The sequence below is a fragment of the Nocardia sp. NPDC020380 genome (assembly GCF_044386975.1).
Lineage (GTDB): Bacteria > Actinomycetota > Actinomycetes > Mycobacteriales > Mycobacteriaceae > Nocardia.
In genome coordinates, this window is the sequence record NZ_JBIRVQ010000008.1 from 305,263 (window position 1) to 331,306 (window position 26,044).

The 26,044-nt window shown below is 68.5% G+C and carries 26 protein-coding genes and 1 pseudogene; 16 read left to right on the forward strand and 11 right to left on the reverse strand.

The window, feature by feature from the left end; genetic code table 11:
• Positions 1-217: 217 nt before the first annotated feature.
• Both ACH438_RS23890 and ACH438_RS23895 read left to right on the forward strand, forming a co-directional pair.
• Positions 218-1,096: an oxaloacetate decarboxylase gene (locus ACH438_RS23890; RefSeq protein ID WP_397008753.1), complete on the forward strand. Its 879-nt coding sequence runs from the start codon at positions 218-220 to the stop codon at positions 1,094-1,096.
• Positions 1,096-2,082, forward strand: a complete 987-nt coding sequence (locus tag ACH438_RS23895; RefSeq protein WP_397008755.1) for a bile acid:sodium symporter family protein — start codon at positions 1,096-1,098, stop codon at positions 2,080-2,082. Before ACH438_RS23890 ends, ACH438_RS23895 begins: the two co-directional genes overlap by 1 nt.
• Before the next feature lie 31 nt (positions 2,083-2,113).
• Here the strand turns inward: ACH438_RS23895 and ACH438_RS23900 are convergent, their stop codons facing one another.
• Positions 2,114-2,314 carry a hypothetical protein gene (locus ACH438_RS23900; protein WP_397008757.1) on the reverse strand — a complete coding sequence of 67 codons (201 nt, stop codon included), beginning with the start codon at positions 2,312-2,314 and terminating at the stop codon, positions 2,114-2,116.
• A 112-nt stretch (positions 2,315-2,426) separates the two neighbouring features.
• The gene (locus ACH438_RS23905; RefSeq protein ID WP_397008759.1) at positions 2,427-3,809 is read right to left on the reverse strand and encodes a sensor histidine kinase; all 1,383 of its coding nucleotides are present in this window, start codon (positions 3,807-3,809) and stop codon (positions 2,427-2,429) included.
• 162 nt (positions 3,810-3,971) lie between these two features.
• Here ACH438_RS23905 and ACH438_RS23910 point away from each other — a divergent pair, with 162 nt between their 5' ends.
• From ACH438_RS23910 to ACH438_RS23930, 5 genes are all read left to right on the forward strand, one after another.
• On the forward strand, positions 3,972-4,580 hold the full coding sequence (locus ACH438_RS23910; protein ID WP_397008761.1) for a hypothetical protein: 609 nt from the start codon (positions 3,972-3,974) through the stop codon (positions 4,578-4,580).
• On the forward strand, positions 4,541-5,254 hold the full coding sequence (locus ACH438_RS23915; RefSeq protein ID WP_397008763.1) for an ABC transporter ATP-binding protein: 714 nt from the start codon (positions 4,541-4,543) through the stop codon (positions 5,252-5,254). The genes ACH438_RS23910 and ACH438_RS23915 overlap by 40 nt, the downstream gene beginning before the upstream one ends.
• Positions 5,251-5,958 (forward strand): ABC transporter ATP-binding protein, encoded by a 708-nt coding sequence (locus ACH438_RS23920; RefSeq protein ID WP_397008765.1) that lies wholly within the window; start codon positions 5,251-5,253, stop codon positions 5,956-5,958. Before ACH438_RS23915 ends, ACH438_RS23920 begins: the two co-directional genes overlap by 4 nt.
• Positions 5,952-8,612 carry an FtsX-like permease family protein gene (locus ACH438_RS23925; RefSeq protein ID WP_397008767.1) on the forward strand — a complete coding sequence of 887 codons (2,661 nt, stop codon included), beginning with the start codon at positions 5,952-5,954 and terminating at the stop codon, positions 8,610-8,612. Before ACH438_RS23920 ends, ACH438_RS23925 begins: the two co-directional genes overlap by 7 nt.
• A gap of 82 nt (positions 8,613-8,694) precedes the next feature.
• Positions 8,695-9,384, forward strand: a complete 690-nt coding sequence (locus tag ACH438_RS23930) for a response regulator transcription factor (RefSeq protein WP_397008769.1) — start codon at positions 8,695-8,697, stop codon at positions 9,382-9,384.
• A 241-nt stretch (positions 9,385-9,625) separates the two neighbouring features.
• Here ACH438_RS23930 and pstA read toward each other — a convergent pair whose 3' ends face one another.
• The 5 genes and pseudogenes from pstA to ACH438_RS23955 form a co-directional block, all read right to left on the reverse strand.
• Positions 9,626-10,507 (reverse strand): phosphate ABC transporter permease PstA, encoded by an 882-nt coding sequence (gene pstA / locus ACH438_RS23935; RefSeq protein WP_397008771.1) that lies wholly within the window; start codon positions 10,505-10,507, stop codon positions 9,626-9,628.
• Position 10,508: 1 nt separating this feature from the next.
• On the reverse strand, positions 10,509-11,579 hold the full coding sequence (pstC, locus tag ACH438_RS23940) for a phosphate ABC transporter permease subunit PstC (RefSeq protein WP_397008773.1): 1,071 nt from the start codon (positions 11,577-11,579) through the stop codon (positions 10,509-10,511).
• Positions 11,580-11,652: 73 nt separating this feature from the next.
• Positions 11,653-12,044, reverse strand: a pseudogene (locus ACH438_RS23945) (substrate-binding domain-containing protein); the annotation flags it as partial.
• Between the two features lie 62 nt (positions 12,045-12,106).
• Positions 12,107-12,892 carry a phosphate ABC transporter ATP-binding protein gene (locus ACH438_RS23950; RefSeq protein WP_397008775.1) on the reverse strand — a complete coding sequence of 262 codons (786 nt, stop codon included), beginning with the start codon at positions 12,890-12,892 and terminating at the stop codon, positions 12,107-12,109.
• 261 nt (positions 12,893-13,153) lie between these two features.
• Positions 13,154-14,065 (reverse strand): alkaline phosphatase family protein, encoded by a 912-nt coding sequence (locus tag ACH438_RS23955; RefSeq protein WP_397008777.1) that lies wholly within the window; start codon positions 14,063-14,065, stop codon positions 13,154-13,156.
• A 365-nt stretch (positions 14,066-14,430) separates the two neighbouring features.
• Here ACH438_RS23955 and ACH438_RS23960 point away from each other — a divergent pair, with 365 nt between their 5' ends.
• Genes ACH438_RS23960 through ACH438_RS23980 form a run of 5 tightly spaced genes read left to right on the forward strand, consistent with a single transcriptional unit; the run spans position 14,431 to position 19,378 of the window.
• Positions 14,431-15,486: an ABC transporter substrate-binding protein gene (locus tag ACH438_RS23960; protein WP_397008779.1), complete on the forward strand. Its 1,056-nt coding sequence runs from the start codon at positions 14,431-14,433 to the stop codon at positions 15,484-15,486.
• A 2-nt stretch (positions 15,487-15,488) separates the two neighbouring features.
• Positions 15,489-17,249, forward strand: coding sequence for an ABC transporter permease (locus ACH438_RS23965; protein ID WP_397009156.1), 1,761 nt, complete (start codon positions 15,489-15,491; stop codon positions 17,247-17,249).
• Positions 17,246-18,379 (forward strand): ABC transporter ATP-binding protein, encoded by a 1,134-nt coding sequence (locus ACH438_RS23970; protein WP_397008781.1) that lies wholly within the window; start codon positions 17,246-17,248, stop codon positions 18,377-18,379. Before ACH438_RS23965 ends, ACH438_RS23970 begins: the two co-directional genes overlap by 4 nt.
• Before the next feature lie 40 nt (positions 18,380-18,419).
• On the forward strand, positions 18,420-19,184 hold the full coding sequence (locus ACH438_RS23975; RefSeq protein WP_397008783.1) for a COG4280 domain-containing protein: 765 nt from the start codon (positions 18,420-18,422) through the stop codon (positions 19,182-19,184).
• Complete coding sequence (locus tag ACH438_RS23980) at positions 19,181-19,378, forward strand: hypothetical protein (RefSeq protein ID WP_397008785.1); 198 nt, start codon at positions 19,181-19,183, stop codon at positions 19,376-19,378. The genes ACH438_RS23975 and ACH438_RS23980 overlap by 4 nt, the downstream gene beginning before the upstream one ends.
• A 75-nt stretch (positions 19,379-19,453) precedes the next feature.
• Here the strand turns inward: ACH438_RS23980 and ACH438_RS23985 are convergent, their stop codons facing one another.
• A complete protein-coding gene (locus ACH438_RS23985) occupies positions 19,454-20,008 on the reverse strand; it encodes a Chromate resistance protein ChrB (protein WP_397008787.1) in 555 nt (184 codons plus the stop codon).
• Between the two features lie 989 nt (positions 20,009-20,997).
• On the opposite strand from ACH438_RS23985, the gene ACH438_RS23990 reads away from it, so the two are divergent.
• On the forward strand, positions 20,998-21,555 hold the full coding sequence (locus tag ACH438_RS23990) for a hypothetical protein (protein WP_397008789.1): 558 nt from the start codon (positions 20,998-21,000) through the stop codon (positions 21,553-21,555).
• Positions 21,552-21,761, forward strand: a complete 210-nt coding sequence (locus ACH438_RS23995; protein ID WP_397008791.1) for a transcriptional regulator — start codon at positions 21,552-21,554, stop codon at positions 21,759-21,761. The genes ACH438_RS23990 and ACH438_RS23995 overlap by 4 nt, the downstream gene beginning before the upstream one ends.
• 86 nt (positions 21,762-21,847) lie before the next feature.
• On the opposite strand, the gene ACH438_RS24000 is transcribed toward ACH438_RS23995, so the two are convergent.
• Positions 21,848-22,636, reverse strand: a complete 789-nt coding sequence (locus ACH438_RS24000) for a BTAD domain-containing putative transcriptional regulator (RefSeq protein ID WP_397008793.1) — start codon at positions 22,634-22,636, stop codon at positions 21,848-21,850.
• Between the two features lie 83 nt (positions 22,637-22,719).
• A complete protein-coding gene (locus ACH438_RS24005; RefSeq protein WP_397008795.1) occupies positions 22,720-23,106 on the reverse strand; it encodes a hypothetical protein in 387 nt (128 codons plus the stop codon).
• A 299-nt stretch (positions 23,107-23,405) separates the two neighbouring features.
• Between ACH438_RS24005 and ACH438_RS24010 the strand changes: the two genes are divergently transcribed.
• Together ACH438_RS24010 and ACH438_RS24015 are read left to right on the forward strand one after the other, a co-directional pair.
• A complete protein-coding gene (locus ACH438_RS24010) occupies positions 23,406-24,527 on the forward strand; it encodes a sensor histidine kinase (RefSeq protein ID WP_397008797.1) in 1,122 nt (373 codons plus the stop codon).
• Positions 24,524-25,210 carry a response regulator gene (locus ACH438_RS24015; protein WP_397008799.1) on the forward strand — a complete coding sequence of 229 codons (687 nt, stop codon included), beginning with the start codon at positions 24,524-24,526 and terminating at the stop codon, positions 25,208-25,210. The genes ACH438_RS24010 and ACH438_RS24015 overlap by 4 nt, the downstream gene beginning before the upstream one ends.
• Here ACH438_RS24015 and ACH438_RS24020 read toward each other — a convergent pair.
• On the reverse strand, positions 25,181-25,909 hold the full coding sequence (locus ACH438_RS24020; protein WP_397008801.1) for an SDR family NAD(P)-dependent oxidoreductase: 729 nt from the start codon (positions 25,907-25,909) through the stop codon (positions 25,181-25,183). The two genes, ACH438_RS24015 and ACH438_RS24020, sit on opposite strands and share 30 nt — an antisense overlap.
• Positions 25,910-26,044: the final 135 nt, after the last annotated feature.

The window sequence follows — 26,044 nt, forward strand, 5'->3', positions numbered from 1 at the left end:
CGGCGTGTCGCGCTCTCAGTGTCCTCTCAGCGGTGAGAGCGCATGCTGCACAGTGTGGTTCCCCGTGCCACGCCGCGAGGGCGGTACTGCCCGGTCGCATTCCGCACCATTTCACGGGGGTGATCGAACGTCGAAGTGTTCCACCTGATTGTCAGCCACCATGTCGGGCGCCCGTTCTCCTGAGTCGTGCGCCCGCGACGACGGAAGGCAGTAGATCATGAGGTACGGCACAGCGTTGCGCGAGGAGATCGGCCGTGGCGGGGTCACCCCGCTGATCGGGATCTACGACATGTACTCGGCGTCGCTGGCGGCGCAGCACTACGACGGAATGTTCGTGTCGGGCTTCGGTTTCGCCGCGTCGTATTACGGGCTACCCGATATCGGGTTCATCGCCTGGCCGGACATGGTCGGGTTCGTGCAGCGGTTGCGGCTGGCGTTCCCGGAGCAGCATCTGCTGGTCGACATCGACGACGGGTATGTGGATGCGGAGGTGGCCTGTCATGTGGTCGAGCAACTGGAGTTGATCGGCGCGTCGGGGGTGATCCTGGAGGATCAGCAGCGGCCACGCCGGTGCGGGCACGCAGCGGGCAAGCGGATTCTGCCGCTGGAGCAGTATCTGGAGAAGCTGGATCTGGTGCTCGAGACGCGCTCCGATCTGCTGGTCGTGGCACGTACCGACGCCACCGAGGAGAGCGAGATCCTGCGTCGCGCCGAGGCTTTGGCCGCCACCGATGCCGACGTGCTGCTGGTCGACGGGGTGCGCGATGTCGAGTGGATTCGGCGGGTGCGGGCGGTGGCCGGGTCGAAGCCGTTGTTGTTCAACCAGATCGCCGGCGGGCTCTCGCCGCGGTTGTCGCTGACCGAGCTAGAGGATCTCGGGGTGGACGTGGCGATCTATTCGACCCCGTGTTTGTTCGCGGCGCATGCGGCGATGGCCGAGATGTTGGAGAAGTTGCGCACCAACGACGGCCGTCTGGCCGAGGCCGGTGACAGCGGGGTGGGGGTGGCGTCATCGACGGCGTTGCTGGAGGCCAACATCTCCCGCCATCATCCGCGGCGCGCGGATCTCGCGCCCCGGATGGGTTCGCGGCGGTGATGCGGCGGGCACGGATCGATCCTTATGTCGCGGCACTGCTGGCCACGGTAATGGTTGCCTCGATCACGCCCGTGCGTGGTGAGCCGGCGGTGGATCTGCACCGGCTCACCACGGTGGCGATCGGACTGCTGTTCTTCCTCTACGGCGTCCGGTTGTCGGCGGGTGCGGCGGTGCGGGGTCTGCGGCATTGGCGGTTGCACGCAGTGGTGTTCGCGGCGACGTTCGTCGCGTTCCCGCTGCTGGGCGTGGCGTGCCGGGCGCTGACCACGCCGGTGCTGGGGCCACAGCTGAGTGTCGGAGTGCTGTTTCTGTGCTGTCTACCCTCCACGGTGCAGTCCTCGATCGCGTTCACCTCGCTGGCCCGCGGCAATGTCGCGGCGGCGATATGCAGTGCGTCGGTGTCGAATCTGCTCGGCATCGCGCTCACCCCGATCCTGGTGGCGCTGCTGCTGGCCACCGGCAGCGGCGGCGGGGTGTCGGTGGATGCGGTGGCCGCCATCGTGATCCAGTTGCTTGCGCCATTCATGGCCGGGCAGTTGTCGCGCAGGTGGATCGGAGAGTTCGTGGCGCGGCACAGTGTGGTGCTCGGCTATCTGGATCGGGCCTCGATACTGCTGGTCGTCTACGCTGCGTTCAGCACGAGTGTCACGGCGGGGATCTGGGGTCGGATCAGTATGTCCACGCTGGCGTGGTTGCTCGTGGTCGACGCCGTGATCCTCGGAATCCTGCTGGCGGGCACGACGATCGCCGCTCGCCGACTGCGGTTCGACACCGCCGACGAGATCGCGATCGTGTTCTGTGGCTCCAAGAAATCACTGGCCAGCGGGCTGCCGATGGCGGGGGTGTTGTTCCCCGCCGCCGCGGCCGGATCGGTGGTGCTGCCGCTGATGCTGTTCCACCAGATGCAGTTGATGGTGTGCGCCTGGCTGGCTCGCCGCTACGGCAACCGGTCCGAGCCGGTGGCCGGCGGCGATCCGATCGAGTGAGGACGGTGACCGGATTGCCGGTGCGGTCCGGTCACCGCCGCAGCGCGGGGTCCTGGTGGCGTGGGCTTTCCTGAAGGGGTTGCTGCACATCGGATTCGGTGACGGCCAGGTAGGTGACCAGGGCTAGGATGAGCAGGCCCGGCACGGCCACGACGGGGGTGCCGAAGACGCCGACCATGACTACCGTCGGCCAGTACGCCCACGCGTTGTAGCGGCCGAGGCGCAGCCGCACGTGAGGGCCGCGGCGAAGGCGAGGAAACCCAGGGTGACCCCGGAATTCGGGACTCCGGCCGGGCGCTCGCAGCCGGATTGGACAATCCGCCAAGGTGATTCGGCCAGGACGATTATCTCCCAACCTGCGGACCGGACTCCGAATCATTGCGGTCCCCGGTCGGCAGGAGCAGCCCGAACACCGGGTTGGGCGCTGCCCGGCGCAGCAGGAGGCGTCCTCCCTCCGCTTCGGCGAGTGACCGTGCCAGCGCCAGACCGATGCCATGCGTGCCCGCACGCTCCTGGGGGCGTTGCGCGAATACGGCTTCGGGATCGCTCACCCCGGTTCCGTGGTCGCAGATCTCGATGAGTAGGCCATCTCCGGTTGTCTCCGCGGTGACGGTCGTTTCGCCCGCGCCGTGCATCAGGGCGTTGTCGACCAGGACGTCCACGATGTGACGAATCGCGGTGGCCGACACCCGAACCGGCGGAATATCGGAGGCGATGCGCACGTGGAAGGGGCGGCCCCGCTCGGTGAAGGCGGCGTGCCAGCGGTCGTGGACGGCTCCGAGCAGGGAGTCGATGTGTACCGGGGGCACCGTGTGCGAGCGGGGGGCGCGGGCCAGCCGCAGCAGGTCTTCGATGGTGTCGTCGAGTTGATGGCCGCGGCGCACCGCCGTCTGTATCGCCTCCCGCAGGTCCGCGCCGGGCCGTTCCAGCGCCGATTCCAAGCCGAGCAGCAGGGCGGTGAGCGGGGTGCGCAATTGGTGGGACGCCTGGGTGGTGAAGGCGCGTTCGCGTTCGAGCAGCCCGCCCAGGCGGTCCGCGGTGGCCTCGAGGGCGTCGGCGAGAGCGTCGGCTTCGCTGATGCGGGATGGCTGTGGGTGAATGGTGAAATCGCCGTCGCCCAGGGCGCGTGCGGCCTCGGTCAACCGTTCCAGTGGGCCGGCGATGCGTCGGCCTTGGTATCGGGCCAGCAGCGCGGCGACGCCGATCACCATGAGGCCGAGGACGGTCATGATCGCCCACGTGCGCAGCGTCCGATCGGTGACCCGCCGGTCGGGGACCGCGACGCGGACGGTGGCGGAGACATCGCGGTCGGAGGGGACGGGCGCCGACACCGCCAGATCCGGGCCCTCGACCACGACGTGAATGCGGCCGTCGGCCGCGGCGGCCGCCGAATTCGATGTGGCGGGCCCGCTTTCGCGAATCAGGCGACCGGTGGCGGTGTAGACGCCGACGGTCAGGCCCGCGGGCAGGCCGCTGGGCAGCTGTACCGGGCCGCCGTCGGAGGCGATCGTATCGGGCACGACCGCGGCGACGCGTACGGCGTCACGCTGCAGTTCCGTGACGGTGGCCGCGCGGTCCATGCGCTGCACCGCCACCGCCAGGGGCACGGCGAACAACAGCACGGCCAGCGCGGCGACCATGACGATCGACAGCCGCACGTGGGCGCGCAGGGAGCGTGTGCGCTTCGGCCGGCCGGGCCGCACCGCGGCCGCCTCGGTCGGGAGCATGCGCCTCCTCATACTCGCGCCGTTCGTTTCACGGTGCCCATACTGCGCCTCGAAAGGTAAACGCTGTTATTGCCTTCCGCTGCCCGGCCGATAACCCGCCGGTTCCTAGCGTCGTTCTCAGCTCTTGTGATCAAGGAGGTCGGAACGGCAATGATTCGAACGATGCGATGGATCGCGATCGGTGCGGCGATGCTCGCCGCGGCCACCGCCTGCGGCACTGGCCCGAGCGGGCCGGTGAGCGCGAGCGGAGGAAGCCCGAGTGCCGGGAGTACGACCGCGGGGAGCGCCGCGCCGGAGGTCAACCCGCAGGGCGACATACCCGACAGCACCGTGTACGTCCCCTACAGTTATGCCGCCGGTCATTTCACGGTCAAGGTACCGCAGGGCTGGGCTCGCTCGAACCAGGGCGCGGCGGTCGTGTTCACCGACAAGCTGAACTCGGTCCGGCTGGAGGCCGCGCCCGCGACGCAGGCTCCGACGGTCGAATCCGCCCGGGCCACCGAGGTTCCGGCGATCCAGGCCGCCGCGGGCAATATCCATGTCGACGGCGTCACGTCCGTGCAGCGGGCCGGTGGCACGGTCGTGCGGATCTCGTACTCCGCCGACAGTCCTCCCGATGCGGTCACCGGCAAGGTGGTGCGCGACGCCGTCGAACGCTACGAGTACTTCCACAACGGCACCGAGGCGATCGTGACGCTGTCCGGTCCGGTCGGAGCCGACAACGTCGACCCGTGGCAGACGGTCTCCGACTCGCTGGGGTGGGCGTCGTGACCGTGCCCGCATTGCGCGCCGAGCGTCTGTACCGGTTCTACCGCTCCGGGGAAGAGGAGACGATGGCGCTGCGCGGCGTCAGCCTCGCGATCGACGCGGGTGAGCTGGTCGTGGTGGCCGGGCCGTCCGGGTCGGGGAAGTCCACGCTGCTGGCGTGCCTGTCCGGGCTGGACGAACCCGATGGCGGCTTCGTTCATGTCGGCGCCGACCGGATCAGTCATCGCGCCGAACGCGATCGTGCGGCCCTGCGCGCCGGCAGAATCGGTGTCCTGCTGCAGACCGGCAATCTGCTGCCGCATTTGAGCGTCGCGCAGAATATTGAACTGGCCCAACGGCTTTCCGGTCGCGGGACCCGGCCCTCGCCCACGCGACTGCTGGATTCGCTCGGAATGGCCGATCGAGCCGCCGCGCGGCCGGGCAGCCTGTCGGGCGGTGAATCGATCCGGGCCGGACTGGCGGTCGCGCTCGCCAACGCGCCGACCGTGCTGCTGGCCGACGAGCCGACCGGGGAGCTGGACGACGACACCGAATCCCTGGTGCTCGCGCTGCTGCGCCGCCGAGCCGACGAAGGGTGCGCGGTCCTGGTCGTCTCGCACAGCGCGGCCGTCGCGCATCGGGCTGACCGGGTGCTGCGGCTGCACGACGGGCTCATCGAAGCCGGGGAGGCGGCATGATCGACGCGATGGCGCCCGCGGTGGTGGACTGCCGGGGCGTCGGCCGCAGGTACGGTCGAGGGCGCGCCGCCGTGTCCGCACTGTGTGAGATCGATTGCCAAGTGCGCGAAGGGGATCGGATCGCCGTCACGGGCCGGTCCGGGTCGGGTAAATCGACGCTGCTGCACCTGATGGGCGGATTGGACACTCCGTCTACGGGGACGGTGTCGTGGCCTGCCCTCGGCGGGAGCCCGGACCGGCCCGGCGCGATCGGATTCGTGTTCCAGGCGCCCAGTCTCATCCCGCCGTTGGATGCCGTCGAAAACGTCGCGCTCCCTTTGGTGATCGCCGGCATGACCGAATCCGAGGCGCGAGCACGCGCGATGGACGCGTTGTCCGCGCTGGGCATCACCGATCTGGCCGACCGGCTGCCCGGTGAGCTGTCCGGCGGGCAGGCCCAGCGCGTGGCGGTGGCCCGTGTGCTGGCCGCCCGGGTCCGCCTCGTGCTGGCCGACGAGCCCACCGCACGCTTGGACCCGGTTCACCGTGACCAGGTGATCGAGACTCTCCTGGCGATCTCTGTGCACTCGGGCGCGGCCGTCGTGGTCTCCACCCACGACACGGCGGTCGCGGCCCGCTTCGAGCGCCGCTGGCGGCTCGACGACGGCCGCTTGATCGAGGACGCCACGACAAGCCCTGTCCGGCAGGAGGATCCGGCATGCTGACCCTGCTCTGGCTACGCGGCTTGATCCGGCTGCGCTCGGGCCGCCTGCTCGGGGTCGCCGCCGGGATAGCGGTGGCCGTCGCACTGCTCGCGACGCTGGGCAGCTTCTTGTCCGCGTCGAAGGCCACCATGACACAGCGCTCGATCCAGCGGGTCGCGGTGGATTGGCAGATCCAGGTGCAGCCCGGGACCGATCCGGCCGCCGTGCAATCGGCCGCGACCGCCGATCCCGCTGTGGCGCACACGCTTCCGGTCGAGTTCGGCACCACCACCGGGCTGCGTCACGCCACCGGCACCAGCACCGCGGCCACCGGACCCGGCCAGATCCTCGGCCTGCCCGCCGATTACGCCGCCACGTTCCCGGCCCAGATGCGCTACCTCGTCGGTGCCCGGCAAGGCGTGCTGCTGGCCCAGCAGACCGCGGCGAACCTGCACGCCGGCCCCGGCGACACGTTCACCGTGGACCTGCAGGGACTGCCGCCGGTCACGCTGACGGTCGCGGGCATCGTCGATCTACCCCACGCGGACAGCCTGTTCCAACACGTCGGCACACCGATCGGTGCACAACCGGCCGCACCGCCGGACAATGTGGTGCTGCTGCCCGCCGACCAGTGGCACCGTGTCTTCGACCCGTTGGCGGCGGCGCATCCCGACCAGGTCGGCGTCCAAATCCACGCCCGGCTGCACCACGATCTCCCCGCCGATCCCGCACAGGCGTACACGCGGCTGACCCGCGCCGCCAATCACCTCGACGCGACGCTGGCCGGCAGCGGCCTGGTCGGCGACAACCTCGGCGCCGCACTCGGTTCCGCCCGCTCGGACGCCCTCTACGCGCAAGTGCTGTTCCTGTTCCTGGGAGCGCCCGCCGCCGTGCTCGCCGCGTGGCTGACGGCGACCATCGCGGGAAGTGGCGCGCACCGGCGGCGAGCCGAACAAGCCCTGCTGCGGACGCGCGGAGCCGGTACCCGGCAACTGCTGCGCCTGGCAGGCGCCGAGGCCATGGCCGTCGGCGTCACCGGTGCGCTGCTGGGCGTGGGACTGGCGGCCGTGCTGGGACGGTCGGTGTTCGGGTCCGCCCGATTCGGCGCGGGTTCCACCGACGCGGTGATCTGGCCGGTCGCCGCGGCGCTCGCCGGTGTGGTGATCGCCCTCGTCACCGTGTTCGTTCCGGCGCGGCGCGACCTGCTCATGCCCGCCGCCGTCGCGCTGCAGGGCCTCGACCGCCGGAAGTCGCCGCGCTGGCTGCGCTGGGGCCTGGACTGCTGGTTGCTGGCCGGGTCCGCCGTGGCCTGGTGGGCGACCCGCCGCAACGGATATCAGCTCGTGCTCGCACCCGAGGGCGTGCCGCAGATCTCGGTCAGCTACTGGGCCTTCGCCGCGCCCGCCCTGCTGTGGCTGGGAACCGGGCTGCTGTCCTGGCGGTTGACGATCCTGCTGTTGCGGTCGGGCCGACCGGTGTTGGAGCGTCTCGTGCGTCCACTCACCGGTCCGCTGTCCGGCACCGCCGTGGCCCTGATGTCACGCCAGTCCCGCACGATCGCCCGCACGGTGGTCCTGGTGACGATGGCCATCGTCTTCGCCGCGTCGACCGCGATCTTCAACGCCACCTATCACCGGCAGGCCGAAATGGACGCTCAGCTCACCAACGGCGCCGACGTCACCGTCGGCGAACCGCCCACCGCGGTCGTCCCGCCTTCGGCCGCGGGCGATCTGGCGCGCGTGCCCGGCGTCGGAGCCGTGGAGCCGATGCAACACCGCTTCGCCTACGTGGGCCCCGACCTCCAGGATCTCTACGGCGTCCAGCCGAGCACCATCGCCGAGCACGTGCGGCTGTCGGACGCCTACTTCGCCGGTGGCACCGCACGACAGCTGCTCGACCGGCTGGCCCGGCACCCCGACAACATCCTGGTCAGCGCCGAGACCGTCACCGACTTCCAGCTGCATCTCGGCGACACCCTGCGGCTGCGGCTGGTCGACGGGCGCACTCACCAGCAGATCACGGTGCCCTTCCACTACGCCGGTGTGGTCAAGGAATTCCCCACCGCGCCCAAGGACAGCTTCCTGGTCGCCAACGCCTCCTATATCGCGACGGCGACGGGCAGTCCCGCGGTGGGCGAATTCCTCGTCACCGCGAGCGGCGCGACTCCCCGCGCCGTGGCTGAAAACCTGCGCGCCGCACTGGGACCCGGCCCGACCATCACCGACATCCAGACCACGCGGACCGTGGTCGGCTCCAGCCTCACCGCCGTCGACCTGACCGGGCTCACCGAACTCGAACTCGGCTTCGCCGTGGCACTGGGTGCCGCGGCCACCGGACTGCAGTTGCTGCTGGGCTTCACCGAACGACGACGGACGTTCGCCTTGACCAGACTGCTCGGCGCCCGGCCCCGCCAACTGGCGGGGCTGGTGTGGGCGGAGATCGCGGTGACCGTCACCGCCGCACTCGTGCTGGGTACGACGATCGGCTGGGTGCTGACCGAGTTGCTGGTCGCCGTGCTCACCGGCGTCTTCGATCCGCCACCGACCGCGCTGACCGTCCCCTGGGGCTATCTGGGTGTGGTGGCGATCGTCGCGATCACCGCGACCGTGGGAGCGGCGGCGTACGCGATCGCGGCCGCTCGGCGGCCCGCGCTGGAAATGCTGCGCGACCTGTGATCGGCGGACCACGGCCGGGCTCATCGGACACCTCGGTCCGATGGGCTCGGCCTACCGCGCCGCGGACCCTAGGATCGTGAAGGTGGGATCAGCGCAGCTACTGGTCGTGGAGGACGATCCGGACATCGGGAGCGAACTGCAGCAGGCGCTCGCCGGGTACGGGTTCGCCGTGGACTGGGCCGCCACCGCGGCGGACGCCGAACAGCTCGCGTCGCAACGCGATCCAGACCTGATCCTGCTCGATCTGGGTTTGCCCGACCGGGACGGGGTGGCGTTGTGCCGGACGCTGCGCGCCGCGCTGCCCGGCACCGTCATCGTCGTCCTGACCGCACGCACCCAGGAATTCGAAGTGGTCGTAGCCTTGGACGCGGGTGCGGACGACTATCTGACCAAGCCGTTCCGGCTCACCGAGCTGCTCGCGCGGCTGCGGGCGCATCTGCGCCGCCGTTCTGCCACCATCGGCACGCCCGCTCTCACCGCGGGCCGGGTCCGGGTCGATCCGTACGCCCGCCGCGCCTGGGTCGGTGCGACGGAACTCTCGTTGCGGCCCAAGGAATTCGACGTCTTGCATCTGCTGATGGAGCATGCCGGCGAGGTGGTCACCCGCGACACTCTCATGGCAACGGTGTGGGACGAGCACTGGTACGGGCCGACCAAGACCCTCGACGTTCACGTCTCGGCCCTGCGCCGCAGACTCGCCGAGCACGGCGAGGACCCCTATCGGATCACCACCGTCCGAGGTCGCGGCTACCGCTTCGAAACAGAGTCCTGACGACGCCCACCGCGGTTCCGGCACGGAACGCGGTGGGCGTGGCAGTCCAACAGTTTGCGAGGGTTACTGTCCCGGCGCGGCAAGAAGATTCGTGAGCGCCTGAGTTTCGCTCGCCGGGTCCGGGGTCTTCGCGCGCAGAGCTTTCGGCGCTTTGTCGACCTGGCCGTCGAGCACGCTCCACCCGGACTCGTTCATCGGCTGCCCAGTGTGAACGGGCAGCGGACGCTTCGAGACGGAAACCCTATTCGGAGTAGCGGCGTGTATACCAGGTGACCGCCCGGCCGATGACGATCAGGAGCAGCACGAAGACCATCAACAGCAGTGCGGCGTCATAGGACAGCGCGTGCGCGGAGGCCGAGGGCTGGTTGTAGAAGGTCCAGATCGGGTAGGTCAGGTAGCCGACGGGAGAGTTGGTGAGCTTGCCGGTGGGCGCGGTATCCGACCATCCCGCAGTATAGAGCAGAGGCGCGGTTTCGCCGACGGCCAGCGCCAGCGCCACCAGCAGGCCGGTGACGATGCCGGGAATCGCGGATTTCAGCACGATCTTGCGCAGCGTCCAGCCCAGCGGCAGTCCGAGCGCTTCGGCACCCTCGCGGTAGGCCGTCGGCACCTGTTCGAGCGATGCCTCGGTGGCCTTGGCGATGTAGGGGATGCTCATGATCGACAGCACCAGCACCCCCGCGGCGAGCGAGAAACCCCAGTGGAAGAAGACGACGAGCGCGAGGTAGCCGACGTAGCCGAGCACGATGGAAGGAATGCCCGACAACACCTCGTAGGCGCCACGCAGTACGGAACGTCTTCTGCCGGAGGCGAATTCGGAGAGGTAGATGCCGGTGAGCACACTGACCGTGCCGCCGACCACCATCACCCCGCCGCCGATCACGACGGTGCCGATGATGGCGTTGCGCAGTCCGCCGCCGCTGCCCTGAGTGTTGTATATCAGCACATCCCAGTGGAAGACCGGCAGCGCCCGCGTCAGCACGCCGATCAGCATCCACAGTGTCGGGCCGACGACCACCGCCAAACAGCCGAAGCAGGCGGCCCAGAACACCGCGTTGGCGATCTTGCGGCGGACATCGATCGAACGTCGTTGCGCGGCGAGCGTTGTCGTTCGGTCGGCCATTTCAGACTCCTCGTCCGACCGGCAGTGCCGTGGTGGACACCCGCCGCACCAAGGCGCGCGCGAGGATGTTCGTCAGCAGTGTGATGACCATCAGTACCAGGCTGGCTTCGGCCAGGGTCTCGACCGCGAAGTTGCTCGAGTCGGTGAGTGCCGAATCCAGCTGGGAGACAACGGTCGCCGCGATGGTGGACATGGTCGAGTAGATGGTGGTGGGCATCGTGCCCAGGACCGCGCCCGAGACCATGGCGACGGCCATGGTCTCACCGAGCGCTCGGCCCAGACCGAGCACGACCGCGCCGATGATGCCCTTGGAGACCCAGGGCAGCGTGACCCGCCGGGCGCACTCCCAGTCCGACATGCCCAGCGCGGTGGCGCCCTCCCGGGGCAGCAGCGGCACCGTCCGGATCAGGTCGCGGGTGGTGCTGGCGACGATCGGGATGACCATGACGGCCAGCACCAAACCCGACACCAGCAGACCCTCGCCGTTGCCGGGGTCGCCGCGAAAATAGCTCAGCACCGGCACATCCGGCGCATTACGAGCGATCACGGGGGCGATGTGGTGGGCGATGAACGGCCCGAAGGTCAGTGCGCCCCACAGCCCGACGATCACGCTGGGAATGCCGGCGAGCAGTTCCAGCACCATGCCGATCAGCCACGCGATCCGCTTCGGCAGCCGCTCGACGATCACCAGCGCGGCGCCGATCGAGACCGGAACCGCGATGATCAAGGCGATCACGGAGGTCGCCACGGTGCCGACGATCAATGGCAACGCGCCGTAGGAGGCGCCGACCGGGTGCTCGACCCCGTCGGTGATCTCGGTGTCGCCGTACGTATTGCCGGGCTTCCAGTCGGTGCCGGTGAAGAAATGCGTGCCGTTGAGCTTGATCGCCCCGTACGCCTCCAATATCAGCGTGACGAGTACGAATATCAGTGCCAGCAGCGGGATTGCGGCGCCGATGCCGCCGATCCATCGAATCGCCTCGCCCTGGCGGATCGACCGGCGAACCCGGCCGGGCAGCAGCCGGGCCGCCGCGAAGCGTCCCGGCCGCGGCCCTACCTCGGTGGTGGTCATATCAGCTCGAGATCTTGGCGATCTGCGCGTCCGACAGCTTCACCACCGGCGCCGGAAGCGGCTGGAAGCGCACCTTCGCGGAGATCGCCAGCGGAATATTCAGCAGCCCGGGGTTTTCTCGACATCACCCTTGGACAGGTAGGCGTCGGACGCGCCGATGTTCACCGCTCCGGCGGTCGCCTGCGAGATGCCGGTGCCCGACCCGGTGCCCTGCGCGGTCACGGTGACGTTCGAATACTTCTGGTGGTACGCGGGATCCCACAGATTGAACAGCGGGTACAGCAGGGTGCTGCCGGTCTCCGACAGCGCGACCGCGGAGGTCGCGGGCGCGGTCGCGACCGACCCGGTGCTCGGTGACGACGAGCTGTTCGAGCTGTTCGAACTACTCGAGCCACATGCCGCGGCGGCCAGCACCAACGGCAGGGCGGCCGCTACGGCCACCGTCGAACGCAATCGAATCTTCACTTACCTCATCCTTTTCGATACGAGAACCTCCGGCGCCGGCGACACCGAGGAGCATGGGAGGGTCAGCCGAACCGTCCGGCGACATAGCGAACGGTCTCCTCGTGCTGGGGGGAAGAGAAGAGCTCCTCGGTCGATCCGTACTCGACCAATCGCCCGTCGAAGAAGAACGCGGTGGTGTCCGCGACCCGGGCGGCCTGGGCGAGATTGTGCGTCACGATGATCACCGTCAGCCGGTCGAGCAGCGACCGGATCAGTGCCTCGATCTTCTCGGTCGTGGCGGGATCCAGCGACGAGGTGGGCTCGTCGAGCAGCAATATCCGCGGCTCCACCGCCAGCGCGCGAGCCAGGCACAGCAGTTGCTGCTGGCCACCGGAGAGCCGGAACGGTGAGTCGCCGAGGCGATCTCGCACCGCGTCCCACAGGCCGACCTCCCGCAGCCGGGCCTCCACCAGGTCTCCGAAGTCCCGGCGGGGCGCCAGCCGATGGGCCCGCACCCCGGCGATCACGTTGTCCGCGATCGACATCGGAAACGGGTTGGGGCGCTGGAACATCATGCCGACGGTGCGCCGCAGTCGCATCGGTTCGTAGGAGCCGTCGAAGATGCTTCGCGTGCCCAATATGACGTCGCCGGTGCGGTGGAACCCGGCGACCTTGTCGTTCATTCGATTCAGCGTGCGCAGAAACGTCGTTTTACCCGAGCCGGTCGGGCCGAGCAGTGCCGTCACCGAACGATGGGGGAAATCGAGACTCACGTTCTCGAGAACGGTCGTGGTCCCGAAGCTCAACGTCAGATCGACAGCCCGGATAGCGGCGACATCAGTTCCCGCGCTGGACTGTTCGGTATCCATCAACAAGCCGCACTTCCTCACACAGTGACGAGACGCCCGGTCCCCCGCGACCCGAGCCGACTCTCTCACTTTGTAAGAACCCGGAACGACCTGCGGGTGAACGCCGCGATAAAAGGATCAGCGGCCAACACGAACAACGTGCGACATGCATTACCGTGTGGAAACACCCTGTGTCGCGGGTCGTCGAACGCGGCGTCCACCGCTCGGTCGACGGTCGATGCCTCGTGAACGATCAGCGGTGCCGCGCCGGTGCGGTGCCGTTCACCGCTGCCAGATATCGGTGATCGGCGTACGTTTCGCGGCCTCGCCTACCGGGGAGAGGCCATACATCGTGGTCAGCGTACGCAGGGCCCGGTAATGGTCCAGAAGTTCGGGGTATCGGCCAGGCTTGACGCCGGCGCCCGTGATGATGGTCGGGATGTGGTTGTCCGCGCCGTTGTCGTCCTCGTCCCAGGTGACGACGAGCAGGCTGTCGTGGGTTGGCGCCCAGGTCGCGTAGTCGGAGAGGTGGGCGCGCAACCAGTCGTCACCGGCGCGGACGGTGCCGTTGTGCATATCGTGGGCGAGGTTCGGGATGACGAACGACACCGTCGGCAGCGCGGTGTAATCGTGCGGGAAGTCGGCCCAGGTACGGTTCGTGTCGGCCGGAAGGGCGGGGAAGTTCGACCACGGGTTGTGCTTGCGGGCGTAATCGCCGCTGCCGCAGCCGGTGTAGCCGGTGGACGGCATCGATTCGGAGTATCCGGTGAAACCGAGTCCGCCCGCGAGGAGTTCGGAGCCGAGGTTCGATCCGGTGAAGGTGTGCGGGCAGGAGTCACCGGTCAGGCCCTGGGTGGAACCGGAGAACAACGCGAGGTAATTGGGTTCGCTCGGGTGCGCGACGGCGTACGACGCGGTGAACAGCGCCCCTCGCCCGGCCAGAGTGTTCAGAAACGGCGCATCGGAACTGCCGATAACGTCGGCGTAGGAGTGGTTCTCCTCGACCACCACGACCACGTGCGCAGGGTGGGGCAGCTCGCCTGCGCTCGGCGCGCTCCCGGACGAACTTGCTTGCGCCGCAAGTGAGTTCACGACATCCGACGGCTCGGACGGTCCTCCGGACGAGCACCCGGCAAGGGGCAGCACCAGGAGCGAGGCGGCGATGACGCCGCCGGTAGCTCGGGTCGCGGCCATCCGGATCAGCATCGAAGGTCCCGGAACATGAGGCTCAGTCTGCCTCACCCCAACGGCGACAGTGACGACACTGTCGCGAATGCTGCGTCCGAACCCCGGTCGTCGGCAGGGAGATTCGGACGTCCAGCGCACGTGGCCGACGGTTCGCGTTCACCGCGATGTCAGCCGGTCGTCGCCATCGTCGCCCCGATCTTCGTCACGGTCGCGCCGGGTGACCGAGAAGGCGGACACGGGTGCTGCTCCCGTTGTGCTCGCGCCGTCTTCTGCAGTCGTTCATGTGCACGCCACTCGTTGTCATCCGTGATGTATCGATTGTCATGCACGGTTTCTAACGGTCGTTACTTTTCACAGGTCATGGAGCGGACATGAACGGCATAACAACCACGCGTCTTCGGCGAACGGTCGCAATCGCGTTCGCGCTGTCCCTGGCCGCGGGCGCCGCGGCGGGCTGTGGGACGGGCGGGAATTCGACGGCCGACGGATCGGCGCCGCTGGTCGTCTACTCCGCGCAGGGCTACGACAAACCGATGGTGGAAGCATTCCAGAAGGCGACGGGCATCCCCACCAAGCTGGTCGACGACAGCACCGGCCCACTGCTGGCCCGAATCCAGGCGGAACGGGCCAATCCGCAATGGGGCGTGCTGTGGGTCGACGGCGATGAGGCGTTCGCAAGCCTGGACAGCCAGAAGATGCTGGTGCAGAACATCGATCCACAGGTGTCGTACAACCAGCTCGGTCAGGCGCTGCGGCCCAAGGATCACAGCTACGTGCCGACGGGCGTGACCGCCACCGAAGCGCTGGTGTACAAGGCGGGCACCATCGCGGCGCCGCCGACCGGCTGGCAGGACCTGTTGACTCCGGCATGGAAAGACGCCGTCGGAATGCCCAACCCGTCGGTGTCCGGCCCGGCCTATCCGTTCGTGGCGGGCATGTTCGCGCAACTCGGCGGCGACGAGCAGGGTAAACAGTACTTCCAGGCACTCAAGAACAACGGCCTGCACGTCTACGACACGAACGCCCCACTGCTGCACGGCCTTCAGATCGGCGAGGTGAAGGTCGCGTTGTTGCAGAGCTCGGCCGGGATAGCCGCCGCGCTGAAGGATCCGACCCTGAAGGTGGCGTATCTGCCCAAGGTCACCGCGCTGCCCAGCGTCATAGGCATCGACGCGAAGGCGTCCGCCGCCGTGCAGAACGAAGCGAAGAAGTTCGCCGATTTCGTGCTCGGCCGGCCGGGTCAGCAGGTGATGCTGCAGGGCGACGCGGGCGGGGATTCGCTGTACTGGCCGGTCGTCGCCGGCATCGATGCCAATTCCGGTATGCCCAGGCTGGATTCGGTGCCGACCCAGACCATCGACCCGTATGTGTGGGGACCGAAGGAAGGTGAGATCAACAGTTGGTTCACCAAGACGATCGCGCATTGAGCATGTCCCTCGATTCGACCGCTGCCACTGCGCTCCGACATGAGGGGGAACGCAGCGGCAGGTATCGCTCGGCCGCCATCGCCGTCCTGCGCATACTGGCCGGTGGTGGCGGCTGGGCACTGTTCGCCGCCGTACTGCTGGTGCCCGTCCTGGGATTTCTGTCGGTCGCGGTCAGTCCGCGCTTGTTCGATCAGGGCGATGCCTGGTTCACCCTCGATACGCTGCGATCGGTGTGCTCCGGCTGGACCGCGCGCGCTCTGGTCGACACCTTCCTGGTCGGGGTGTGCGCCGCGGCCGTGGCGGTGGTCGTGGGCGGGTGGCTGGCCTGGGTGCTGGAGCGCACCACGTTGCCGGGCCGGCCGCTGTTCCGGCTGCTGTTGTGGGCGCTGCTGCTCGCGCCGTCGTATCTGGAATCGTTGGGCTGGACCTGGCTGGTGGAAAAGTACGGAGTCCTCGAGAAACTGACCGGCCAGGATCTGCACGCCGTGCGCGCGGTGGTCCTCGGTCCGGCCGGAGTGAGCTGGGTGCTGGCCACCCGCGGCATTCCCTTTGCCGTGCTGTCGATCTCGGCGATGCTGCGCAGTATGGGCCGCGAGTACACCGATGCCGCGCGGACGCACGGCGCCGGTCGGCTGGCCGCGGCTCGCACGGTGCTGCCGATCCTCGCGCCCGCGCTGTGGGCCGGGTTCGCCATCGTCTTCGCCGAGTCCATCAGCGATTACGGCGTGGCGGCCACCATGGGCACCGCCGCACACTTCCCGCTGGCGACAGCGGCGATGTATCAGGCGATCGGAACGTTCCCCGCCGATTTCGGGACCGCGGCGGCGGTGGGCTGGCTACTGATGGCGCTGGTCGCACTGGCGATCGCGGTGCAGCGGCGCGCCACCCGCACCGGAAGTTACGCGGTGCTGTCCGGGCGCACCCGACCGGCGACGCGGGTCCGTTTGCGTGGACCGGCGGCGGCCGGGGCACTGGCGGCGACCTCGCTCGTTTTCCTTCTCGCCGTGGGTGTTCCGGTGCTCGGCGCGGTGCTGGCCTCGTTTCTGCCCTCGGGCCCGGGGGCCGGAGCGTCGGTCTCACTGGCGAACTACCGGCATGTGCTGGCGGGCGACTCGTTGTGGGCCCCGCTGCGCTATTCGGCCGAACTGGCCGCGGTGGTGGCTTGTGCGGCGGTGGTTTTCGGGTCGATCGCCGGGCGCAGCCTCGCACGAGGTTCCGCACGACTGCTCGACCTGCTGCTGCTCGCGGCCATCGCCCTGCCCTCGGTGCTGCTGGCCAGCGGGTACATCTTCACCTACGACCTGCCGCAGGTCGCCGCGCTGGGACTCGACATCTACGGCACCGTCTGGCTACTGATGCTGGGCTACCTCGCCGGAGCGCTGCCCAAAAGCGCGCGACTGCTGTCGGCGGCCATGAGCCAGATCAACGACAACATCGTGACGGCCGCCCGGGTGCACGGCGCCGCACCGGTGACGGCCTGGGTGCGCGGAGTGCTGCCACTGCTGGCCACGCCATTGCTGTGGGTGTGGCTGGTGACGTTCGCGGACACGGTGTTCGAGTTCCCGATCTCGCAGATGCTCGCTCCGCCCGGCGGGCGGCCGTTGTCGGTCGAGATCACCCGTCATCTGGAGGGCTACGACTTCGGCGGGGGCGGTGCGCTCACCGTGCTGGCGATGGGGATCGTGCTGTTGTTGATCGGTGCGGTACTGATCGGCGCGCGACTCGTGCTGCCGACCGGCCGCGGCTTGGAAGGATTGCGATGACCGAACTCACCCTGCGGGTCGATTCGCTCACGAAGAACTACGCGGACACCGCGGCGCTCACCGACGTCACCTTCACCCTGGAACCGGGCCGGTTCCTGGTGCTGCTCGGTCCGTCCGGATCGGGCAAGAGCACGTTGCTGCGCTGCCTGGCCGGCATCGACCGCCCCGACTCCGGTGAAATTCGTTTCGGCTCAGCGCTGTTCACCGGCCGCCGCCGCCACGAGTTTCTGCCGCCGGAACGCCGGGAGTTGGCGATGGTCTTTCAGGACTACGCCCTGTGGCCGCACAAGACCGCCCGCGACAATGTCGCTTTCGCATTGCGGCGCACCGGATTACGCGGCAACCAGATGCGTGAGCGGGCCGCACGGATGCTGGAGCGAGTGGGGCTGCTCGAGCGCGCCGATCACTTCCCGCACCAGCTGTCAGGTGGTGAGCAGCAGCGTGTCGCCTTGGCGCGAGCGCTGGTGGCCGAACCGCGCCTGCTGCTGTTCGACGAGCCGCTGTCCAACCTCGACGCCGACCTGCGTGAGCGGCTGCGTGTCGAAATCGCCACTCTCACACGAGAATCGGGAGCTACGGTCGTCTATATCACCCATGACCAGGCCGAAGCGCTGGCCCTGGCCGACGAAATCGGCATCATGCGCGAGGGGCGGCTGGTGCAATACGGACTCCCACAAGACGTGTATCACCGTCCCGCCTCCCCGTTCGTCGCCCGATTCACCGGCCTGGCAGGCGAATTGGCGGGCCGGGTCGAATCGATCACCGGCCACGACGTGCGAGTGCGAGTCGGCGAACAGGTCATCGGCACGGTCACCACCGAGCGACTGGCCGTCGGCGCGGCCGTCCGAGTGCTGGTGCGGCCGACCGCGACCACGCTCGCCGCACCGGAATCCGGCTGCGGCATCGCCGGTTCGATCCGTGATACGGCCTATCGCGGCCGTGGTTACGACCATGTCGTCGAACTCGCCTGCGGAACCCGATTCACCGGAGTGTTCGACGTGCACCCGCGGCGGCGCGGCGACAATGTGCGACTGGCCTTGGAACCCGCCGGATGCTTGACATTCGGCGGCGCCGACACCGCCTCGCGCACCACGAATTCCACCGAACCATCGATCGAGGAGGTCGCATGAATGACCCGCAGCATTCCACCCGCCAGGACGGAGGCGGCCGATGAACGGCGGCGGTTACGCCCTTGTGCTCACCGTCTTCCTGGCCTGTGCGGTGGAGGCGGTCGAAGCATTGACCATCGTCTTGGCGGCCGGCACCAGCCGTGGATGGCGATCGACCATGCAGGGGCTGGGCGCCGCGCTCGTGACCCTCGCCGTGGTGGTCGCGGTGCTCGGCCCGGCGATCCGGTACGTGCCGCTGACGGGACTGCGCCTGGTGGTCGGCGCCTTGCTGCTGATCTTCGGATTGCAATGGCTGCGCAAGGCCGTGCTGCGCGGGTCGGGATACAAGGCGCTGCACGATGAGGACGCCGCCTACCGGGAGGAGCTCGCCGCCGCCACCTCCGCGCCGACCGGCGGCCGCGGCATGGTCGCCGACTGGTACGCGTTCACGCTGTCGTTCAAGGGCGTGTTCCTGGAAGGGCTCGAAGTGGTGTTCATCGTGATCACCTTCGGCGCGAACCAGCACGACGTCCCGCTCGCCGCACTCGGCGCGGCGATCGCGGTACTGGCCGTCGCGCTCGTCGGTATCGGCGTGCGCGCACCGTTGGCACGCGTTCCGGAGAACACCATGAAATTCGTTGTGGGCGTGATGCTCACCGCGTTCGGCCTGTTCTGGTCGGGCGAGGGCGCCGGTGTCGAATGGCCGCACACGGACGCGGCGCTGCTGGCGTTGGTGCCGATCGTCGCGGCGGCCGCGCTCGCCGCGACCTTCCTGCTCAAACAGGCACGCGCCACTGCGCTGCGGACAGCGGAGGTCGGATCGTGAACGGTCTCAAGGCTTTTCTCGCGTTCTGGTACGACTTCGTCGTCGGCGACGATTGGGTCGCCGCGGTCGGCGTCGTCACCGGGCTGGCGGTGACGACCACGCTGGTCCACCTGGGCGTGAACGCCTGGTGGCTGCTGCCGGTGCTGGTGGCGGCGGTGTTCGCGTTGTCGTTGCGGCGCGCGATCACCGCTTGACCCGCACACGCACGAGACCCGTGCACCACTCTGTTCCCCGCCGGATCTGCCATCGGCGGGGAACGGTCCGGGCCGCTATTTCTCACCCTCTTCGGCGTATACGCGTGCGGCGTACTCCTCGAGCACTTCCTCGCACCGGCTCAATGCCCCCGCGACGGCTTCACGCCCGGTCGCCGAGAGGACATCCCGCGCCCGCACCTTGTCGAACCAATTGCGCAGCTTGGTCAGATCCTCGTCGTTCTCCTCGAGTTCGGCGTAGGTGAAGTGCTCGGCGTCGTACTCCTTCTGAATCTGCGCCAGGAAGTCATTGCACTTGTCGAGGATCTCCTCATACTCGTCGTCGCGCGCGGCGTTGAACTGATTCTCGATATCGACCTCGCCGGCCAGTACCTCGGTGATCAGCAACTGCGCGGTGCCACCCATGTCGACGATCTCCTTGCGGAGGGTACGGAACGCACGCTCCGCGCCGGGCGCATGCGGCCGCGCCGCCACCGAATTCTGCAGGTAAATCGCCCCGAGCCCCTTGATCCTCCGCCACACCGCCGCCCGCAGCCGGGTAGGTTCGGACGGCACTCGATAGATCAGCACCAACCACTGGCGCCGCCCCTCGGCCTGCTGCTCGTCCGCCACCTGTCCTCCTCGACGCGTCCAGTCCCCGGAATCCGACCTGACGACCCTAGTAGCCGCCGGTGAACAACATGCGTTGCGTGAGGAGGTGGGGCTGCAGCAGCCCGTCATCTCCCACGAGGGCGACAGTTACCCGCACGCTGGCAATTCCCTGAGGGGCGTGCTGGATTGTGATCCTCGAGGATCGGCTCGCCGAGGCGCAGCCCCTCGACACCCTGCAAGGTGCCCTCGACCAGCACGAAGCCCGCGACTCGGGGCGCTGATCCCCACCCTATTCGTGGTGCGGCCGGTCGTGATGCCGATGGACGCCTGGCGCGACGGCGACGAGTCCCCGGGGCCGATCTCGCGACCTGGGCGCGGGCCCCCTGGCGACCCGGACCCGGTGTCGACCCGATTCGACGATCGTGAGTATGGCAGGAGGTGATGCCAGTTCCCCTACAGCACAACCGATTCCGCGCGGGCGGCGCGACGTGTCGACCCCCGAGCCTGCACCGGCACACCTGCGACCGGCCGGGAACTGTTCCGGCGGCGCGCGCACAGCCCCTTGACGGGGCATCACAGGCAGGCGCGTCATCCCCGCCCCCGCGGGGCTTGTTTCACAACACCGCGTCAGATTCCTTCCGTCGACGGGTGCGCCCGGTCAGCCAGCGTCTTCCGGGCTCACCCGGCCCCTCGAATTCCCACTGTCCGGCGTTACGGACCGCCACGTGGAGCGGTCCCGATCATCCGATACCGCCGATCGAGCCCGGCCGGACCTGACCGGTTTCGTTTCCGGGTGGGGGGCTTTCGTTGCGCTATCGCGGGGGGACATGCGGGGGATAGCAGGGGAATACGGGGGGCTGTGAGAGTGGGGGAAGACTGGATGACAGCGTCAGGAGGAGCGACCGATGTCCCAGGCATTTTGCGAGAATTCCTACTGCTCAGGGCTTGTGGTGAACGATTTGCCGCGGGCTGAGATATCGGGGGACGAGGCGCGGGTTTGCGCTGAGTGTTTGGAACGGTTTGCCGAGACCTTGCTGCAGCTGCCGGTGCTGTACAGCCGGTGCGGGGAGCTGTTGCAGGGGGAGCGCACTCGTGCGTTGCGGTGGGCGCATGGGGGGCGGGGGGAGGGGATCGTGTTGTCGGATGCGCTGGTCGAGGCGCGTTCGGAGCTCATCGGGTTGGCGGTGTCGTGGGCGGCGCTGGTGGTGGACGAGGCTCGGCCGCCGCGGCGGCCGCGGCGGACCGTTCCCGCACTGGTGGATTTCCTGCTGCAGCATCTGGATTGGCTGGGGGCGCATCCGGCGGTGGTGGATGCCATCGACGAGTTCGGTGAGGTTGCCGATCTGGCTCGGCGTGCCATCGAGCCGGTGCCGCAACTGATCGAGGTCGGGCGGTGTGATCGGCCGGGGTGCGGGCACATGGTTTATGCGCAGCTGGCTACGTCGGGGCCGGGGAGCCGGTTGGTGAGTTGCCCGGCGGGACACAGTTGGAAGCCGCATCAGTGGCTGGCCTTGCATCAGCGGCTCGGGCAGCGGCGTCCGGTGCGGCGCGGGGAGCCGGTGGCATGAGCGCCGGGGTGGCCGAGCGGCGGCTGGTGCCCACGGAACTCGCGGCGCTCGCCGCGGGCGTCAAACCGGAGACCATCCGGAAGTGGGCCAGCCGGGGGAAATTGACCCGGTACGGCCGGCCGGGGCGGGCCGAGTACGACCTGGCGGAACTGCTCGCCGTGCTCGGTGGGCGGCAGCCGCTCCCCGTTGACACTGCGGCACGGTAGCGATAATGCGGCACGGCAGCCCTTTCCGGGGCTGCCGTGCCGGCGTCGAGGGGGACACCGCGAGCGGGGCCCGCGGTGCCGGATGGTCATCCGGCACGCCGGGCCGGTTCGAACAGGGAGGGCCGGGGCAGGTTGGCACCGCCTTCGAGGATGGCCCGCTCCAGAATGCGCAGTTCCTCGGAGGGTTCGAGGCCGACCTGCTGGATCAGGGTGGCCCGCGCTCGGCGGTACACCTCGAGCGCCTCGGCCGAGCGGCCGCAGCGGTGCAGGGCGAGCATCAGATAGCCGTAGGCCTCCTCCCAGAGTGGATGAGTATCCACGTGGGCTTGCAGGTCGGGGATGATCTCCCGGGCCCGGCCGAGGACGAGTTCGATACGGAAGCGCGATAATTCGGCCGCCACCCGCCGCTCGGTCAGCTGGTAGGCGATGCGCTGGATGCGGCTGCTGGGTACATCGGCCAGCGTGGTGCCGCGCCACAATCCCAGGGCCAGGCGCAGGGCCCCCAGCGCGCCGGTGAGATTTCCGCTGTTCTCGTAGGTGCGCGCCTGGGCCACCAGTTCGTCGAATCGTGCGCTGTCGAGCGCGGATTCGCCGATTACCAGCCGGTATCCGGAGGCGCGGGTTTCGATGGCGGCCGGGCAGCCGCTACCGGTGATGATGCGGCGCAATGCCGAAACACAGATCTGGATCTGCGATCGTGCCGTCGCCGGTGGTTCGCCGTCCCATACCGCGTCGGTCAGGCTCTCCATCGGCGTGACGCGGTCCGCGTTCAATGCGAGTAATCCCAGGACCGCGCGCTGCCGGTACGAGTCGAGCCGCGGCATGCCCTGGTGTCCTTCGATCTCCAACGGACCGAGAATTCTGATCCCATCCATGCTGTCCATCCATATCGGCCGAACTTCCGAAGCGACGCCTTTGTTGCTTCCTCACTGGAGTTCTGTTGCTGCTCCACTGGAGATCAAAGTCGACGATGATCGCCGGGGGAATTCATCCTGTGAGAGCGGGGTGCGTCGAAAGTGGTAGTGCCGATGGGCAGTTCGATGACGACCAGGACCAGATTCCGATCCCCGAGATTGGCGAAACGGCAGGGCAGCGGCAGTGCGTCGCGGCCGAGTACGTGCCCGGTCAGCAGCCGGGTGCCGCCGCACACCCGGTCCTGTTCGTCGATTATCTCCACGGGCGCGCCCGCGAGTACCAGCGTGATCGACGGATATCGGTGCGGCACACCGGAACTCCCGGGTGGAATGCGTTCGGTCCAGCAGGTCACGCCGTCCTGGCGGACCAGGACCATGCGGCGCGCGGGGTCCGGCGGAGCCGTGACCGTCCGAATATTCTTCGACATCATGTCCAATCCGAGATAGGTGAGATAGTCCGTCGGCCCGATAATTTCCCCGACTCCCCGCTTCGATCGCAGCATGTAGGATGCCGCCGGACAACACTCCTGCACCCAAAGAGAGTTCGACTGCTCCCAAGGGATTGTCCGCCGTTCGGCGGGGAATCCGCCGAACTTCTTGCGCACCAAAACCTTTCCGGCCAGAGTTTCAGCAAGTCCCCTGGACGCTCGGGTAGGATTCCTCGGAGTTCTAAGCCGGCCAGGGATTCTGGGACCCGGGACGGCGCAGGCGAGACAGGGGTGACGGTGGGATGGACAGGGAAACGAAGGCACGATCGGAGCTGTCGGATGCTTTCTCGGACCTGTTCGCCGCCCGGATTCCGGAGCTGATCGAGCAGTATCGGGCGCGGCTCGGTGAGATCGGCAGCCCGCTGGTCGCCAGCGCGGAAGCCTGGGAGCAGTGCGAATTGCAGGCGCGGCGGATCTTCGCCGACTGCGCGGGCAGTCTCGCGGCCGGCAGCACCACCATCACGCACATCACCGATGTGGTGGATCTGGGCAGTGAGCGGGTTCGCCAGGGCGCCCACCTCATTCATTCGGTGCGGGCCGGCGGCATCCTGTCCGATCTGGCCACCACCGCCATCGCCGAGTGCGCCGACGAACTCGGCGCGCCGCAGCCCCAGCTCATCGCCGCCATGCGCGCGCTGCAGCAGGGTATCGGGTTGCGGCTGGAGTCCGGGACCATCGGCTACGACGCCTTCCTCTTGCAGCGGGTGCGGGAGGTGCACGATCAGAGCCAGCGCCGCCTGGCCCGCGAAATCCACGATCACATCGGTAATTCCGTCAGTCTGGCGCTGCGTCAGATCGAACTGTACGAACTGGAATGCGAACGGGCGGCAATGGATTCAGGGGGTGCCGCGGCGCCCGAGATATCCGGCCGGGTGCAGCAGGCCAAGGCCGCGATCCTGGAAACCATCGCGCGCAGCCGGGAACTGGTGAGCGAGCTGCGCCGGCCCGATGTCACCGGGTCGCTGGAGACCGCGCTGCGTGGTTTCGCCGCGTCGCTCGGGCAGAGCGGTACGCCGTTGCAGATGTGGGTGCGCGGCAGCGACACCTGGATTCCCGCCGCGGTGGCCGAGGAGCTGTTCATCATGGTGCGCGAATGCCTGCGCAATGCCTATTCGCATGCGGGCGCGGGCAATGTGGTCGTGCACATCGATATCGCACCGCACGAGGTGCATGCCGAAATCATCGACAACGGAAAGGGTTTCGATGTGGAGTCCTTGCGTGCCACCGGCGGCGGCAACGGCCTGCTCATCCTGCAGGAGCGTTCGGACCTGGTCGGTGGCACCGTGAACATCGACTCCGCCCCGGGCCGGGGCACCCGCGTGACCCTATGGATCCCGATCGTCCAGGAGCGTCCCACCGCATGAGCCAGAGCCCGATCCGCATTCTCGTCGCCGACGACCACACGCTGCTCCGCGAGGCCCTGTGCGATCTGCTGCGGGCCGAGCCCGATTTCGACATCGTGGCCCAGTCCAGCACCGGCACCAGCACGATCCAGCTGGCCGGTGAGCACGAACCGGATGTGCTGCTGCTGGATCTCGAAATGCCCGAGAGCGATCCGCCGGAGACGGTGCGCCGCCTGCTGGCCCAGGACCCCGCGCTGCGGATCATCGTGCTGAGCATGCACGACGAGCAGCAGCTGGTGCAGCAGTTGCTGTCCCTGGGGGTCCGGGGCTACCTGCACAAGGGCGCCGGACGGCACACCCTGACCTCGGCCATCCGGCAGTCGGTGGGCGACGGTCAGCAGACCGTCACCCTGTCGGTGTCGACGCAGAGCCTGCGCGCCCGCGCGGAGGAGCCGGAGGATGCCGCCGGAACACTGTCCGCCCGGGAGCGGGAGGTGCTGATGCTGGTGGCCGAGGCGCTGAGCAACCGGCAGATCGCGACCCGGCTCGGTGTCACCGAGGCCACGGTGAAGCGGCACCTGCGCAATATCTTCACCAAGCTGGAGGCCGTCTCCCGCATCGACGCCGTCAACCGGGCGGTCGAGCGGGCGCTGATCACACGGAAGAAGACCGGGTCACCGGAGAGTGCTCGCGCCTGGCGGTGATTCCGGCGCCGGATGCCGGGCCTCGATCATCCGCCCGGTGATGCCGTCGTCCGCCTCGACGGCGAGGAACTCCACCATGGCCGCGGTCTCGTTCACGACGGCCAGGCAACAGTCCGCCCGGGATCCGGCTCCGTCGGGCGCCGGGTTCGCGCAGTTCAACTCGGCGACAACGGTATTCACCAGCACGCCGTGCGGTGCGAGTTCCTGGGAGAGGGTTTCGGTCAGCGCGTGCAGGGTCTCCCGCACCACCAGATCATCCGGCCGGCGCGCGGCGAGGCCGGTCTGCGCCACCGTGATGATGCGGCCGCCGGTCTCCGTCAGATAGCGTTCGGCGGCCCGGCTGACCAGCAGCGGTGCGCGTAACCGGGCCTGCACCAGGGATTCCCAGTCCGGTAGATCCGGGGCGAGGTCGGCGCGTCCCGGGAACGGCGCGTTCACGATCACCGTCGGCGGCCCCAGTGTTTCGGCGACCCGGGTCACGGCCGCCTCCGCCTCGTGCAGAAAACTCAGATCCGCACCGAATGTCCACAGGCCGGCCTGCCGCGGCCCGGCCGTATCCCATGCGGTGTCGCACCACGAGGCGCGCAGATCGATTGCCGCGACGATGAATTCGCGTGCCGCCAATCTCCGCACGACGGCCGCCCCGATGCCGCCACCCGCGCCGGTCACCAGGGCGACCCGGCTGCCCCCACTGGTCATGCGAAACTCCTCTCGAATTGGAATCTGTCGAATCCCGCTCAGTACCACCCGACTTCGCGTGACTGTTCGATCGCGCGTGAGCGCCTACCCTACGCCGTCGCTGCGGGCGGGTCGCCGGTCAGCGGCGAAGATGCT